Annotated in this window: 13 protein-coding genes; 8 read left to right on the top strand and 5 right to left on the bottom strand. The window is 59.4% G+C overall.

What is annotated here, in order from left to right:
- The first annotated feature begins 10 nt into the window (after positions 1-10).
- Genes AC1DPX_RS22410 through AC1DPX_RS22400 form a run of 3 tightly spaced genes read left to right on the top strand, consistent with a single transcriptional unit; the run spans position 11 to position 3,011 of the window.
- Entirely contained in the window at positions 11-1,486 is a 1,476-nt protein-coding gene (locus AC1DPX_RS22410) for an ABC transporter permease subunit (RefSeq protein WP_477239650.1), read from the top strand.
- A gap of 6 nt (positions 1,487-1,492) precedes the next feature.
- Positions 1,493-2,260: an amino acid ABC transporter ATP-binding protein gene (locus AC1DPX_RS22405; RefSeq protein WP_477239649.1), complete on the top strand. Its 768-nt coding sequence runs from the start codon at positions 1,493-1,495 to the stop codon at positions 2,258-2,260.
- A 25-nt stretch (positions 2,261-2,285) separates the two neighbouring features.
- A complete protein-coding gene (locus AC1DPX_RS22400; protein ID WP_477239648.1) occupies positions 2,286-3,011 on the top strand; it encodes a type 1 glutamine amidotransferase in 726 nt (241 codons plus the stop codon).
- 90 nt (positions 3,012-3,101) lie between these two features.
- Here the strand turns inward: AC1DPX_RS22400 and AC1DPX_RS22395 are convergent, their stop codons facing one another.
- The 5 genes from AC1DPX_RS22395 to AC1DPX_RS22375 form a co-directional block, all read right to left on the bottom strand.
- Positions 3,102-4,238: a zinc-dependent alcohol dehydrogenase family protein gene (locus AC1DPX_RS22395; RefSeq protein WP_477239647.1), complete on the bottom strand. Its 1,137-nt coding sequence runs from the start codon at positions 4,236-4,238 to the stop codon at positions 3,102-3,104.
- A 22-nt stretch (positions 4,239-4,260) separates the two neighbouring features.
- The gene (locus tag AC1DPX_RS22390) at positions 4,261-5,160 is read right to left on the bottom strand and encodes an MBL fold metallo-hydrolase (protein WP_477239646.1); all 900 of its coding nucleotides are present in this window, start codon (positions 5,158-5,160) and stop codon (positions 4,261-4,263) included.
- 18 nt (positions 5,161-5,178) lie between these two features.
- Entirely contained in the window at positions 5,179-5,730 is a 552-nt protein-coding gene (locus AC1DPX_RS22385) for an NAD(P)H-dependent oxidoreductase (RefSeq protein ID WP_477239645.1), read from the bottom strand.
- Positions 5,731-5,960: 230 nt separating this feature from the next.
- Positions 5,961-6,344, bottom strand: a complete 384-nt coding sequence (locus AC1DPX_RS22380; RefSeq protein ID WP_477239644.1) for a c-type cytochrome — start codon at positions 6,342-6,344, stop codon at positions 5,961-5,963.
- A gap of 76 nt (positions 6,345-6,420) precedes the next feature.
- A complete protein-coding gene (locus AC1DPX_RS22375; RefSeq protein ID WP_477239643.1) occupies positions 6,421-8,049 on the bottom strand; it encodes an outer membrane protein assembly factor BamB family protein in 1,629 nt (542 codons plus the stop codon).
- A 600-nt stretch (positions 8,050-8,649) separates the two neighbouring features.
- Between AC1DPX_RS22375 and AC1DPX_RS22370 the strand changes: the two genes are divergently transcribed.
- From AC1DPX_RS22370 to AC1DPX_RS22350, 5 genes are read left to right on the top strand one after another with little or no spacing between them, the layout of a single operon-like run.
- A complete protein-coding gene (locus tag AC1DPX_RS22370) occupies positions 8,650-9,624 on the top strand; it encodes an ABC transporter substrate-binding protein (RefSeq protein ID WP_477239642.1) in 975 nt (324 codons plus the stop codon).
- Positions 9,614-10,393: an ABC transporter permease gene (locus tag AC1DPX_RS22365; protein WP_477239641.1), complete on the top strand. Its 780-nt coding sequence runs from the start codon at positions 9,614-9,616 to the stop codon at positions 10,391-10,393. Before AC1DPX_RS22370 ends, AC1DPX_RS22365 begins: the two co-directional genes overlap by 11 nt.
- Positions 10,386-11,120, top strand: coding sequence for an ABC transporter ATP-binding protein (locus AC1DPX_RS22360; protein ID WP_477239640.1), 735 nt, complete (start codon positions 10,386-10,388; stop codon positions 11,118-11,120). Before AC1DPX_RS22365 ends, AC1DPX_RS22360 begins: the two co-directional genes overlap by 8 nt.
- 56 nt (positions 11,121-11,176) lie before the next feature.
- A complete protein-coding gene (locus AC1DPX_RS22355) occupies positions 11,177-12,334 on the top strand; it encodes an ABC transporter substrate-binding protein (protein WP_477239826.1) in 1,158 nt (385 codons plus the stop codon).
- The gene (locus AC1DPX_RS22350) at positions 12,331-13,323 is read left to right on the top strand and encodes a PQQ-dependent catabolism-associated beta-propeller protein (RefSeq protein WP_477239639.1); all 993 of its coding nucleotides are present in this window, start codon (positions 12,331-12,333) and stop codon (positions 13,321-13,323) included. The genes AC1DPX_RS22355 and AC1DPX_RS22350 overlap by 4 nt, the downstream gene beginning before the upstream one ends.
- Positions 13,324-13,391: the final 68 nt, after the last annotated feature.

Raw genomic sequence — 13,391 nt, 5'->3', positions numbered from 1 at the left:
GCCTGCGTTCGTGCGCACCGAAGAGGCGCCGCGCCTGCCACCGCCTGGCGAGATGACAGGCAAGTGGCGACAGCTTCAGCAGAACTATTTCAGCTCGGTTGGTAGCGGCATCGTCACAGTGCTGCTGGGTGGGCTGATCCTTCTGCTTGCCTGGCGCACAATCGAATTCGCGCTGATCGATGCTGCCTGGTCTGGAACAGACCGCTCGGCCTGCCTGCCCAACGAGGGCGGAGCCGCCGGCGCTTGTTGGCCTTTCGTCGCGGAGAAGATCGGCCAGTGGATCTACGGGTTCTATCCGATCCCGGAACGTTGGCGCATCAATGTATGCATGTTGGTCGGCGCGATCCTGCTCGTCCCCATGCTGATGCCAAACCTGCCCTACAAGTTGGCAAACGCGCTGGTCCTTTTGATCGCGTTCCCTCTGTTCACGTTCGTGATGCTAACGGGGGGGAATTTTGACTTCGCGCCGGCGAGCTACGCATCTGTGGTGGCCGTCATGCTTCTGGCCGCCGCCTTGATCCCGTTTTCCGCGTTGGGAATCGAAAAAGGCTTTGCCTCCAACAGGCTCGGCCTGTTGTTCGCGGGGATCGCCGCGCTCGTGTGGCTTGCCTCATACTTTGCCGGGCCGGCTTCGACATCTGGTGTGTCAGGGGCGGTGTCGCGATGGTCCGTATTTGCCTTGCTGAGCACATCCGCGTTCTTTTCGATCCGGGCGGCGATAGCGGCAGGCGGACGTCCCGGCAAAGCCCGATCCATCGGCTGGGGCATGCTGCTTGTCGGCGTCCTGGCGGCCATGCTGGTGCTTGAGCTGGATTTCGGACTGCTACCGGTCGGGACGTCGGAGTGGGGCGGCCTCTCGCTGACACTCGTGGTCTCAGTCACGGGTATCACAGCCTCGCTGCCTCTCGGTATCTTGCTGGCATTGGGGCGGCAATCCAGAATACCGATCCTGAGGATCGTCTCGGTCACCTTCATCGAGCTCGTGCGCGGCGTGCCGCTGATCACCGTCCTGTTCATGGCCAGTGTCATGCTTCCGCTGTTCCTTCCACCTGGGGTGAACTTCGACAAACTCCTGAGAGCGTTGGTTGGCGTGGCATTGTTCTCCGCAGCCTACATGGCCGAGGTGATACGCGGCGGGCTCCAGGCCATCCCCAAGGGACAGGAGGAAGGCGCCATGGCCCTCGGCATGTCCTATTGGCAGACGATGACCCACATCACCTTGCCGCAGGCCCTTCGGATCGCCATTCCCAACATCGTTGGCAACTTCATCGCGTTGTTCAAAGACACGACCCTGGTGCTGATCATCGGTCTGTTCGACCTTCTCGGCAACGCCCAGGCCTCATTGCGCGATGCCGCATGGGCGACGCCGGCGACCGCCCCGACCGGCTATCTTGTGCTGGCGCTGATCTACTGGGCGATCTGCTTCGGCATGTCACGCTATGCGATTTTCACGGAGCGCAGGCTCCACACCGGTCACAGGACGTAGAAAGTCATGGCAGAGCCAACCAAAGTCATTGTCGAGGGCGGCGACATCGCGGTTCAAATCTCTGGAATGAACAAGTGGTACGGCGCTTTTCATGTCCTGCGGGACATCAATCTCACTGTCAATCGGGGACAACGCATCGTGGTCTGCGGGCCGTCTGGCTCGGGCAAGTCTACGCTGATCCGCTGCATGAACCGTTTGGAAGAGCACCAGCGGGGAAGCATAGTGGTCGACGGCATTGCGCTGACCAACGATGTCAAACGCATCGACGAGGTTCGTCGCGAAGCCGGCATGGTCTTCCAACACTTCAACCTCTTTCCGCATCTGACGGTGCTCGAGAACTGCACGCTTGCCCCCATGCTGGTGCGCAAGATGCCGAGGAAGGAAGCTGAGAACACCGCGATGGGCTTTCTGTCGCGCGTGAAGATCCCGGACCATGCGCGGAAGTATCCTGGCCAGCTTTCGGGTGGCCAGCAGCAGCGCGTCGCCATCGCTCGGGCACTGTGCATGAACCCCAAGATCATGCTCTTTGACGAGCCGACATCGGCGCTTGATCCCGAAATGGTCAAGGAAGTTCTGGAAACCATGGTCGATCTCGCGCAGACGGGGATGACCATGCTCTGCGTTACGCACGAGATGGGCTTCGCGCGGCAGGTGGCGGACCGCGTCATCTTCATGGACCAAGGCCAAATCGTCGAGGAGAACGCCCCGGACGCTTTCTTCCGCAATCCCGGGACGGAACGTGCCAAGCTGTTCCTTAGCCAGATCCTGCATTGAGTCTGGCATCCGCTGAACAGCCATCATGAAACGAGCTCTCGTTCTACAGCATGCGACCTGCGACCATCCCGGCCGCTTCCTGGACTTCTTTGCGGAGGATGGAATCCTCCCGGAAACGGTCCGCCTTTGGGAAGGGCAGCAAATCCCCGGCTTGGCCTCGTACGATCTCCTCTTTGTGCTCGGTGGCCCGCAGGATACATGGCAGACAGCCGAATACCCCTGGCTCGCGGCGGAAAAGCAGGCCATCCGTGAATGGATTCTGGATCGAGCCAACCCCTTTATCGGCGTCTGCCTCGGCTATCAGCTCATGTGCGACGCGCTGGGCGGGCAGGTCGCCCTTGCCAGCGAGTCTGAAATCGGAGTTTTCGACATCGAGTTGACTGAGGCTGGCCTCGCTCATCCGCTCATGCGCGGCGTTCCGCAGAAACAAAAGGTAATTCAGTGGCATCTGGCCGAGGTCACTCGACTGCCCCCTGCTGCCGTTGGGCTTGCTTCGTCCCCCCGATCGGCCGTGCAGGCGGCGGCCGTCGGCAATCATGCGATCGGGACGCAGTTCCATGCCGAAGTCTCGCCTCAGACAATGGCCACCTGGGCGTCCATCCCGAATTATGCCGCGCTTCTAGAGAACTATGGCGGCCCGGACTTTTACCGGCAGTTTCTTGCCCAGGCTTATCCTCAGATGCCGCAGATGAATGCAGTGAGCAGGCGCATCTACGACAATCTCCTCAATGCCTGCGGTTTGAGAAAATAGCGCCGCAGGCAAACCTGCCCGATCAACAAGCGCGGCGCCGGGCCCATGCAACGGCCCGGCAATCCAGACCAAAGTGCGGGGTGCCCGCCGTCAGGGGTTGCCGTGAGGAAGCAGGATCTGCCGGATGACCTCCGCCCGATCGAGTCGATCGAACACGGCGTTGATATCCTCCAGCGGACTCGTGCCCGACAAGAGTTTTTGCACAGGGAGCCTGCCAGCCTTGAACATGCCGATATAGCGCGGGATATCGCGCGATGGGACGCAGGACCCCATATAGCTTCCCTTGATCGTGCGTTCTTCGCCGACAAGCGGCAGGGGTGATATCTCGAACCGGGAATTGACGTTGGCGAGGCCGGCGGTTGTCGTCATGCCGCCGCGGCCGGTAAGCCGGTAGGCAAGATCGAAGGCCCGGGCCGAGCCCGCCATCTCCAGGACATAGCGCCCCCCTCCCCGCGTGGCCTCCTTGACCTTCTCGACAATGTCCGGATCCGAGGCGAGAAAGGCGTGCGTGGCGCCAAGCTCCCTGGCGAGATCGAGCTTCGCCGGCAACATGTCGACTGCTACCAGCGGGGATGCACCGATTGCTGCGGCGCCCAGGATTGCCGCCAAACCCACGCCGCCCAGACCGACCACCACGGTGCTGTCGCCAGGCCTGATCTGACAGGTGTTCATCACCGCGCCAACCCCGGTCATGACAGCGCAACCGAACAGAGCGGCGTGCACCAGATCCAGATCCGGATCGATCTTGACGACTGATTTTCGAGACACGACAGCGTATTCGGCGAAGGCGGAGACACCGGAATGATGGTTGATCTCCACGCCTTCGCAGACGATGTGGCGCCGACCTGACAGAAGTGTGCCGGCCGCATTCGCCGCGTAGCCTGGTCCACACAGGCTGGCTCGGCCTTCGGCGCAGGCGGAGCACTCGCCGCAGATCGGCAAGAAGGACATCACGACGTGGTCGCCAGGCGCGACCGAGGTGACGCCCGGGCCGACTTCCTCGACAATGCCGGAGGCTTCATGGCCAAGGGCGACGGGGAGGGGCCGCGGCCGATCACCGTTGATGGCTGACAGGTCCGAGTGGCATACGCCGGCCGCCATGATTTTCACCAGCACCTCGTCGGGGCCGGGGGCGGTAAGCTCGACCTCGACGAGCTCGAGCGGGCGGGAGTCGGCATAGGGCTTGGCTAGGCCGGATTGGCGAAGGATGGCGGAGCGAATTTTCACGTCAAAAATCCTGTAGTGGCCGTCAAGCGGCGATCAGCTGCATTGAAGAGGGGAAGTAGCGGAAGCCGTCGCCTTCCTTGGCGACGTGGCCGGCCCCCGGCCAGGCGAAGTGATACGACATCACCTGGATGCCGTCGGTCGCCAGCATATCCAGCACGCGTGTACGCGACCGCGCCGATAATTTGGGGTCCATGTCGTATTTGAACTCCATCCACGGCCGCTCGAACAGCAGCACGTGATGGTGCGTGAGATCGCCCAGGAAACAAAACTGCTCGCGCCCGGATGTCACCAGGAAGCAATGGTGGCCCATGGTGTGACCGGGGGCATGGATGGCCTGCACGCCTGGCAGGAACTCCTCCGCATCTTGATAAAAGACGATACGATCACGAACGGGAAGCAGATTGCGTCTTGCATTTTCGACCTGGACGCGAAAGCCATCGCCCAGGGAGGAGCCGTCGGTCCAGTCCTCGAAATCGCGCTGGCTGATGTAGATTTGCGCGTTCGGGAAATTGGGCGTGCCGTCCTCTGCACAAACGCCACCGCAATGATCGATGTGGGCGTGAGACAGGACCACGGCGTCGATCTCGGCTGGATCTATGCCCGCTTCCCGCATGCTCCTCAGCAGGCGGCCCGTCGTCTGGCCGAAAATCTTGGACGTTCCCATTCCGGTTTCGAACAAAATGGTCCTGCCGTTCATCTTGATGATGGGCGCATTCTGTTCGAGCACGACGGTGTCGGTTCTGAGAAAGTTGCGCTTGAGCATGTCCTTGACGGTTGACGACGTCACACCGAGGAAGTTTTGCCCGGGGTCGCCAAGCTCCAGCGGCCCGTCTGAAACGACGGTGACTTCGGCGTCTCCGAACTGGAACGGATAGTAGTAGGGCAGCTTCGCTGCGTGCGGATCGCTATGTTCAGGTGGCAATTCTTCCTCCTCCTCAGACTAACCGAGCGTTGGCGAGTTCAGTTCATTGCCGAAACGGGAATTGAGCTCCTCGGCGGCTTTCGAAATTTTGACTCTCAGCCCGTCGCTGAGATTTTCGGGCGATTGAAAATCGGCGTCGGTCGCGAAAATGCCGGTAGGCACAATCCAGGAGCCGAAGAATGCAAAAAGCGGCCTGAATTGGTGATCGATCATCAGTGCATGGTGCGGCGCCTTGCCCGTGGCGCAGACAATGATGGGCTTGCCCGTCAAAAGCGTTGGTTCGAGCAAATCGAAGAAATGCTTCAAAAGCCCGGTGTAGCTGGCCTTGTAGACAGGAGAGCCGACGACGATCGCATCGCAAGCGGCAATCTTGTCCCAGATCGAGCGGTGCTCGGGCGCGGCGACCTCCTTGGAAAAGGTAGCGCCAAGTGCGGGGCCGGCGTCCAGCACGTCGAAACATTCGCTGCGCCAACCGCCGCGCGATACGACTTGCGAAGCGATGGCTTCGACCAGGACGCGCGTCCGGGACGGTCTATTGAGGTTGCCGCTCAGGCCCACGAGCAATCGCACTAAGAGTTCCTCCCAATTGGTAGGATTGTCTGATTATCGACCGAAAGGCAAGAGTCTTGTGGGCGTATGGTGTTGTCCTGGTCTAACAGTGTCGACCAGCGGACGGCCCCTGAGGCTTGCGCTGCAACTCGACAAGACCTCCTGGCACCTGGCGCGAAAGCCAGGTTCAAGATATCCCGCAGTCCCGGGGGGCGGGCCAGCCGGCTTTGCGATCGCCGTGCTTGCCGCCATCAGTTTCCAGGATTGGCGAGATATTCAATCAACGCTTTGCGATCATCGTCCTTCTTCACGCCAGGAAACGCCATCATTGTCCCCGGCACCATCGACGCTGGCCGCGTGAGGAACCTGTCCAGATTCTCCGGCGTCCAAGCCACGCCAAGCCCTTTCATTGCGGAGGAATAGCTGAAGTTGTCGATCGACGCAGAGTGTCGACCGACGACGCCAGCGAGGCTTGGTCCGATCTTGTTCTTTCCTTCTTCGACACTGTGGCAGACGCTGCAGTAGCGTTTGAAGATGGCAGAGCCGGAATCCGCGAAAGCGGCCGGGACAAACATGAAGCAGGCTAGCGTCGCCAACATGGGCGATGTCAACGAACGAGAATTGCGAAGGGACATCAGAAGCACTCCATTCCATCAAAGAACTCCGCCGGTGCAAAGCAGCAACCGGCGGAGGGGTCATCAATAAGAGATCCTAGTTCGGCAGCGCCAACACTATGACCGTGGGGTCGCCCAATTCACCGAAGGTGAGGCGGGAAACGTTGCCCGAGGTGAAGGCAACATACTGCTTCCCTTTGATGGAATAGGTGATGACGCCACCGGCGATCATCCCGGGAGTTTCCTGCGTGTAGAGCGGTTTGCCGTTTTCGCTATCGAATGCGAAAAATTTGCCCGACGTGTCGCCGGCGAAAACCAGGCCGCCGGCTGTGGGCGTGATGCCACTGACAACGGGCTTCTCGGTCTTGTACTTCCATTTGACCTTGCCATTGCTCGCGTCGACGGCGGTGACCCAGCCGGCTGCGGCTTCGTCCATGACTGCCTCGCCGCCGAAAAACAGGTCACCCTGAATGTATTTGGCTGGTCCCTTCTTGAAAACGGAACACCAGTCCACGGCGCCCGCGAACAACGTGTTCTGCTTCGGGTCGTAGCCGAGGCCATTCCATTCGACGCCGCCGTTGAGACCGGGGCAGACATGGACACCCTTCTCGGTAGCCACCGCGTCGATGTTCTCAACGGTGGTTACCGGGGTGGTGTAGATTTTCTCCTTTGTATTGCGATCGAGCGCGACCAGCTGCCCATCCTTGCCGGCATAGGCGATGATGTCACGAATGTTGGGATCGCGGAAGACTGTCGGTGCGGCACTCATGTCGTGATCGATACTGTCGTTCTTTTTGTGCTGGTGATGCCAAAGGAGTTTTCCGGTCCGGGCATCCAGCGACACGATCGAGTTCGTGAAAAGGTTGTCGCCGGGTCGATACTCGGCATTCATATCCGGAGCAGGGTTGCCGACCGGGACAAGAAGTTCGCCCGTGCCGACATCGAGCGTCATGGTTGACCACACGCCACCCCCGCCGGTCAGGGCCGATTTGCCGTTCTTCCAGGTGTCGGCGCCGAACTCGGAGCCAGTGGGGATGGTGTTGAAACGCCAGACCTCGCGGCCGGTTTCGGCATCGAATGCCATGATACGTCCGCGCACGCCCCAGTCGCCACCCGCGATGGCCGTGAACACCAATCCGCCCCAGGCTACCGGAGCAGCCGATACGAATTCGCCAATCTTGGAATTGCCGATCTGATCGATCCAGAGCTGCTTTCCTGTTTCGGCATCAATCGCGAAGAAAGCCCCTGTCGTTGTCCCCCGAAAGAGGCGGCCATTAGCGTAGGCGACGCCTCGATTGTTGGGAAAAACATCGTCGTCGGCCGAAAGGAACTTGTTGCGCCATTTCTCTTTGCAGGTTGCGGGATCAATCGCGACGGTGTCGCGCGCCGTCGTCACGTACATCGTGCCGTTCACAACGATTGGCGAGGCCTGAAACGCCCCACCTTCCTGGACTTTGATGGAGCAAACCTCCTTCAGGTTCGCCGCATTGGTCTTGTTTATCTCCTTCAAGGGCGAGAAACGCTGACCGAGCAAATCGTTGTTGTAGAACGGCCAGTCACGATCGACAGTCACCTCGTCTTGCGCCATCGCCGGCGCAGCCAAGCCGGACATCAAAAATATGAGCCCGGCGCTGAAGCCAAGAAAACTCTCTATTCGCCTAGAGTGCATCGGAATTCCTCCCTGTTGGATAATGGATGCTGGCAGTTTTTGTCCATCAAAGGTCATTTAATACAGCGGCGACGAACATAGATTCGACGAATACTGGACTGAATGCACTCAGCATACAGGCCAATCGCGGATCTTTTGCAGGTGTGTAGAATTGAACTGAGAGCAGGTCTCGTTTGCTTTGTGAACTGCCGACAGAGACTCCCCCGTTCGTTGACGCTGGGCGCAAAATGGATTATGTCTGATTTGCTGTCAATCTGATTGGCTGTGAATCAGACAATCTCAAAAGTTGACCACTGAAGTACGTCCTTAAGGAGGAGAAAACATGAAGCGTTGGACCAAGCCCACTGTCTGTCCCGTAGCCGCGGGATTTGAAATTTCGCGCTATCTGCCGGCTGAGCTTCCCGTTCGCCGATAGCTTTGCAATTACCCGCCCCCTCTATCGGGGCGGGTAATCTGCTCGGTGCCGCAGGCGCACAGTGCCTTCTGYGGCACCGTGAGAGTGCGTGGCGGCATTCCAAGCTTGGCTTCATCGACATCACACATGTTCGAGATGGCCGCGAGGCTGGTCTCGGTTGTCACCCCAGCCAATGTGCCAGACCAGCGGGGTCTGCGATGCCGCTCAACCCTTCCGCCGATGGTTCAAGATGGAGGACTGCGATGTTTCGGCTGTTTCTCGCGCTGCTGCTGACTCTAATCCCAGTTGCAGAAGGTTGGGCTGCCGAGACTATCCGCGTCGGCACATTGAAGTTCGGAACCGTCAACTGGGAGCTTGACACGATCAAGAAGAATGGTCTCGACGCCAAATACGGCATCGACCTCGAAATTATCCCGTTCGCCGGTGAAGACGCCTCAAGCATAGCGTTGCAGGCCGGTGCGGTGGACATGACGGTATCGGACTGGCTGTTTGTCTCGCGCCAGCGCAGTTCTGGTGATGATCTTGCGTTTGTGCCCTACTCGTCTTCAGTCGGCGCCATTATGGTGTCGCCCAATTCCAGCATCGAGAGCCTCGCGGATATCACCAAGAAGAAAATCGGAGTTGCCGGCGGCCCGCTGGACAAGAACTGGCTGCTTATCCAGGCGTGGGCAAAACGGGATGGATTGGATCTGGCGGCCGCCAATGAAGTCGTCTACGGGGCACCACCGCTGCTTGCCGAAAAACTCAGGCAAGGTGAACTCGATGCAGTGCTGAATTACTGGCAATTCAACGCTCGCCTCCAGGCTGAGGGATATCGCCAGGTCGTCAGCGCCCAGGACGCCGCCAATGCCTTGGGAGCAAGTGGGCCAGTCTCGGCGATAGGCTATGTCTTCCATGAAGCCTGGGCGAAGCAGCACAAGGACGCGGTGCTTGGATTCGTCAGAGCATCGCGCGATGCCAAGGCTCTTCTGAAAAATTCGGACGAGCAATGGCAGCGGCTGCACGCCGACGGCTTAATCCAAGATGAAGGCAAGTCGCTCGAGGCGCTGCGCGAAAACTATCGCAAGGGTATCCCATTCCGCCCGATCGCGGAGGAGGAGGGGGATGCGGCCAAACTCTACCGGGTGCTCGCCGCACTGGGCGGCGAAAAGCTCGTGGGCAGCGCCAAGGCCATGGCGCCCGGCACATACTGGGTAGAGCTGAAGCATGGCCTTTGAGCACCCCAAGCCTGAATCTAAGGCTTCGACGGGTGCTTTCGGGCCATCGTTGGTCGTCTTGCTTGCAGTTTGGTTTGTCGCCGCCCGTCTCGTGGATTCGCGCGCCCTTCCCGGACCGGAAGATGTCGCTTCTTTCCTCGTGCACGAGGCGATTGCCGGCCCGTTGTTCTCGGAATTGGGAGTGACGCTGCTTCGTGTCGCCGTTTCATTCGCCATATCGATGGTGATCGGCTCGGCTCTAGGGATCCTGCTCGGCCTCTTTCCCGCGGTCAATCTTTTCTTTGACCCGTGGCTGACGGTGCTGCTGAACATACCGGCCGTCGTTTTCATCGTACTGGCCTACATCTGGCTCGGCCTGAACGAGACCGCGGCCATATGCGCGGTCGTGTTGAACAAGTTTCCGAATGTTGCCGTCACCTTGCGCGAAGGGGCTTGTGCGCTCGATACCTCCTACTCTGATATGGCAACAGTGTTCCGCTTTTCGCGGCTCAAGACGCTGAAGCACGTCATCCTTCCGCAGCTCGAGCCGTTCTTCGCCGCCGCTACACGCTCCGGCATAGCGTTGATCTGGAAGATCGTTCTGGTCGTTGAACTGCTCGGCCGATCGAACGGCGTTGGATTTGAGATCCATCTCCATTTTCAGATGTTCGACCTGTCAGCCATTCTCGGCTACACGATCGCCTTTGCCGTCGTCATCCTAGCAATCGAATTCTGGGCAGTCAAACCCATGGAGCGCCGCAGCCGGCGTTGGCGTGGACGGCATGCTTGATGTCGACATCCGCGAAAAAACATTCGCCACCGCGCACGGCGTGTCCTTGCCTGTCATCCGCGATCTTGCTTTCCGAGTTGAAACGGCTCGCTTTACCTGTCTCGTTGGCCCGTCCGGTTGCGGCAAGACCACAACGCTGCGCCTGATACTTGGCCTGGATCGCGCCTTCGCGGGTTCGATCAAATTGGCCGATGGCGATGGCCGCGTCGCCGCGGTTTTTCAAGAGCCCTGCCTGTTGCCATGGCGCTCAGCCGAAGCCAATGTGCGTCTGGCATTGCCGGATTCGCTGAAGGACAGCGACCTGCAGCTGCTTTTTTCAGCCCTTGGCCTTGATGGTCTTGAGCGCTTGTTTCCAGGAGAGCTCTCGCTGGGATTGGCACGACGTGTCGCCATTGCACGCGCCTTTGCCATTGAACCTTCCTTGCTCGTGCTGGACGAGCCCTTCGTGTCCTTGGACGATCCAACAGCGAGTCGTTTGCGAAGTCTGTTGATCGACTTATGGAGCGCGCGTCCAACCACCGTTCTCATGGTGACCCATAACCTGGCTGAAGCCGTCGAGCTGGCGGACGAAATCGTCGTGCTTACCGCGCGGCCCACCACGGTGGCTGGCGTCGTGAAGCTCGATACGCCGCGCTCCCAGCGCGACCAGGCGATGAATGCTGAAGCTGTGCAAGCAATCCAGCAAAGCTACCAGCTTGCCTCCGAGCCCAGGGTTTCTGCACCATGATCGCTGATTTTAGAGACGCCGTCGCTGTCGTGCTCATGTCCATCGCCTGGTCGTGCATGACGGGGAACGGCGCCTTTGCCCAATCATCGGCGCCGTTGGCCGAAGTCCACATCGGCTATCTGCGTACCCATGCGCCAAAGCTGGCTCTTTCGTTGCTCGACATCCCGCCTGGTGATGAAGGCATTGCAGGCGCCAAGGTTGCGATTTCCGACAACAACACGACAGGCAAGTTTCTCGGTCAGCATTTCACCCTCGATGAACGCCAGGTGGGACACGACGAAGGTGTCGCCGGTGCATTCAACGAACTGGTCGCGGCTGGAAATCGATACATTGTCGCTGACCTTCCAGCGTCCCAACTGCTTGCGATAGCTGATCTCGCGCGAGATGATGGTGTCCTCGTCTTCAACGTCGGCGCAACAGATGACAGACTGCGTGAAGAAGAGTGTCGCATCAACGTTTTCCATATCGCGCCGACACGCACCATGCTTGCGGACGCATTGGCCCAATACCTCATCTGGAAGAAATGGCCGAATTGGGCGCTGCTCTATGGCTCGCATGATGACGACCGATCGTTTGCGGATGCGCTACGCCGCGCAGCCACCCGCTTCGGCGGCAATATCGTTGCGGAAAAGGAATTCACGGACATTGGCTCAGCCAGGCGAACCGACACCGGGGTCACGCAAATACAACAGCAGATCAGCACTTTCACGCAGGATCTCCCGGACCATGACGTAGTCCTGGTTGCCGACGAAAGTGAGGTCTTCGGAAGCTATGTGCCTTATCGCACCTGGATGCCGCGTCCCGTTGCCGGTACCGCCGGCCTGGTGCCGTCGGCATGGCACCCTGCCAGCGAGCAATGGGCAGGTCTGCAGATGCAGAATCGCTTCGCGAAGTCTGCGGGGCGGCAGATGCTGTCGAAGGACTGGGCCGCCTGGACGGCAATCCGCGTCGTCGGCGAGGCAACCACCCGTACCCTAAGCACAGATGCCAAGAAGGTTGGAGACTATATACGCTCCGACGATTTCTCCGTGCCCGGCTTCAAGGGCCAGAAGCTGACATTCCGCAAATGGAATCTGCAACTGCGTCAACCAATCTTTCTGGGCGATGCGAAGTCGGTTGTATCGGTCTCCCCTCAAGAGGGCTTCCTGCACCAGTCCTCGGAGCTCGATACGCTCGGTGTCGACCAACCCGAAACAAAATGTGAGCTCAAATGATCTTGCGAGGAGGGCTGTTCGTGCGGAATGCCATGTTTTTGCTTGCCGGCCTGGCTGCGGGACTTTCATCCCCCGCGTCGGCAAACATGATCTATGTCTCGAATGAGAAGGACAACACGGTCAGCGTTGTCGATTCGACGACGATGAAAGTCCTCAAGACGGTCGAGGTTGGTCAGCGCCCAAGAGGGATCGACATCTCAAAGGATGGAAAGTTCCTCTACGTTGCAGCCAGTGATGACAACACAATCCACGTTGTCGACACCGATACGCTGCGCATTGTTGGCGACTTGCCTTCGGGAGACGATCCGGAGCTGTTTGCGGTGTCGCCAGACGGATCGTCGCTTTACGTGACGAACGAAGACGACAATCAGGTTACGGCAATCGATCTTTCGACGAGGAAGGCAGTCGCCGAAATCCCGGTCGGCGTCGAGCCGGAGGGCGTCGCTGTCAGTCCTGACAACAAGACAATTGTCAGCACCTCCGAAACGACAAGCATGGCGCACTTCATCGATGTGTCCTCCCAGCAGGTGACGGCCAGCGTGCTTGTAGGGTCGCGTCCGCGCTTCGCCGCATTCACCCCCGATGGTTCGCACGTCTGGGTGAGTTCGGAGGTTGGCGGAACCGTCAGTGTGATCGATGCAGCCAGCCATTCGGTCGCCAAGACGATCAAGTTCGAGATCGCTGGGTTGCGCTCCGAAAAGATCCAGCCAGTTGGGATCAGCATCACCAACGACGGCAAGAAGGCCTATGTGGCGCTAGGCCCGGCAAACCAGGTCGCGGTCGTCGATATCGCCAACTATAGGGTTGAAAAGTATATTCTCGTTGGCCAGCGGGTGTGGCACCTCGCCTTCACGCCGGATGAAAAGACGATCATCAGCGCCAACGGAAACTCGAACGACATCACCTTCATCGATACGGCGACTGACGAAGCCGTGCAGTCCGTCACCGTGGGCAAACAGCCTTGGGGACTGGCCGTCTCCCCAAATTGAACGCCTGTTGGGAAACGATACGGGATCGCGCCGAGATCCCTGGGGCGTCGACCTTGCCAGCCCGGGGT

This window comes from Mesorhizobium sp. 01N446, from assembly GCF_056399285.1.
Note: the sequence above shows the minus strand (reverse complement) of the source record. Positions and strands in the feature narration are given on the sequence as shown.

What these genes read in the sequence shown, in the direction of transcription:
- AC1DPX_RS22405 (WP_477239649.1), top strand. Translation starts at nt 1,493, where the DNA reads ATGGCAGAGCCAACCAAAGTCATTGTCGAGGGCGGCGACATCGCGGTT.
- AC1DPX_RS22400 (WP_477239648.1), top strand. Translation starts at nt 2,286, where the DNA reads ATGAAACGAGCTCTCGTTCTACAGCATGCGACCTGCGACCATCCCGGC.
- AC1DPX_RS22380 (WP_477239644.1), bottom strand. Translation starts at nt 6,344, where the DNA reads ATGTCCCTTCGCAATTCTCGTTCGTTGACATCGCCCATGTTGGCGACG.
- AC1DPX_RS22375 (WP_477239643.1), bottom strand. Translation starts at nt 8,049, where the DNA reads ATGACCTTTGATGGACAAAAACTGCCAGCATCCATTATCCAACAGGGA.
- AC1DPX_RS22370 (WP_477239642.1), top strand. Translation starts at nt 8,650, where the DNA reads ATGTTTCGGCTGTTTCTCGCGCTGCTGCTGACTCTAATCCCAGTTGCA.
- AC1DPX_RS22365 (WP_477239641.1), top strand. Translation starts at nt 9,614, where the DNA reads ATGGCCTTTGAGCACCCCAAGCCTGAATCTAAGGCTTCGACGGGTGCT.
- AC1DPX_RS22360 (WP_477239640.1), top strand. Translation starts at nt 10,386, where the DNA reads ATGCTTGATGTCGACATCCGCGAAAAAACATTCGCCACCGCGCACGGC.
- AC1DPX_RS22355 (WP_477239826.1), top strand. Translation starts at nt 11,177, where the DNA reads ATGACGGGGAACGGCGCCTTTGCCCAATCATCGGCGCCGTTGGCCGAA.
- AC1DPX_RS22350 (WP_477239639.1), top strand. Translation starts at nt 12,331, where the DNA reads ATGATCTTGCGAGGAGGGCTGTTCGTGCGGAATGCCATGTTTTTGCTT.